Genomic DNA, 1,281 nt, shown 5'->3' with positions numbered 1-1,281 from the left:
ACCTTGAGGTGGTCCATCATCTTCTTGCCGATTTCGTCGCCGGCCTTGCCCCAGATGTCCACGACCTTGTTGTAGCGCTCGCCGGCCGTCACGAGACCCGAGACGTACTGCTGCTCGATCTCCTTGACTTCCTTCTCGGCGCGCTCGATCAGCGTGTGCTTCTGAGCGGGCACCAGCATGTCGTCGATGGCGATGGAGATACCGGCGCGCGTGGCGAGCCTGAAGCCGCTTTGCAGCAGCTTGTCGGCCAGCACGACGGTTTCCTTCAGGCCGCACTTGCGGAAGGAGGTGTTGATCAGCTTGCTGATTTCCTTCTTCTTGAGTGCCTTGTTGATGTTCGAGAACGGCAGGCCCTTGGGCAGGATCTCGGACAGCAAAGCACGGCCGACGGTGGTGTCCGTTAGCTTGGTCTCGGCCACGAACTCGCCCGTGTCCTTGTCCTTGGTCCACTCGACCAGACGCACGCTGATCTTGGCGGTGATCTCGACGGCACCGTTTTCCAGCGCACGGATCATCTCGGGAATGTCCGAGAAGATCATGCCCTCGCCCTTGCCGTTGGTGCGTTCGCGAGTCGCGTAGTACAGACCCAGCACCACGTCTTGCGACGGCACGATCGATGGTTCGCCGGAAGCCGGGAACAGCACGTTGTTGGAGGCCAGCATCAGCGTGCGGGCTTCCATCTGCGCTTCGATCGACAGCGGCACGTGGACGGCCATCTGGTCCCCGTCGAAGTCGGCGTTGAAGGCCGAGCAGACGAGGGGGTGCAGCTGGATGGCCTTGCCTTCAATCAGCACGGGCTCGAAAGCCTGGATACCGAGGCGGTGCAGCGTCGGGGCACGGTTCAGCAGGACCGGGTGCTCCTTGATGACTTCTTCGAGGATGTCCCAGACCACCGGCGTGCCGGATTCGACTTCCTTCTTGGCAGCCTTGATCGTCGTCGCGATGCCCATGGCTTCGAGACGGCTGAAGATGAAGGGCTTGAAGAGTTCAAGCGCCATCAGCTTGGGCAGGCCGCACTGGTGCAGCTTGAGCGTCGGGCCCACCACGATGACCGAACGGCCCGAGTAGTCGACGCGCTTGCCCAGCAAGTTCTGCCGGAAGCGACCGCTCTTGCCCTTGATCATGTCGGCCAGCGACTTGAGGGCACGCTTGTTCGCGCCGGTCATCGCCTTGCCGCGGCGACCGTTGTCCAGCAGCGAGTCAACGGCTTCCTGCAACATGCGCTTTTCGTTGCGCACGATGATTTCAGGGGCCTTCAGCTCGAGCAGACGGGCCAGGCGG

At 62.2% G+C, this 1,281-nt stretch carries 1 protein-coding gene; it reads right to left on the bottom strand.

Features of this window, described 5'->3' with window-relative positions:
- On the bottom strand, positions 1-1,281 hold a 1,281-nt coding region (locus AC1DU6_RS31700), incomplete at both ends, for a DNA-directed RNA polymerase subunit beta' (protein WP_477862151.1).

It is taken from the genome of Roseateles sp. P5_B10 (assembly GCF_056400485.1).
This window is presented reverse-complemented; position numbering and strand designations above follow the sequence as displayed.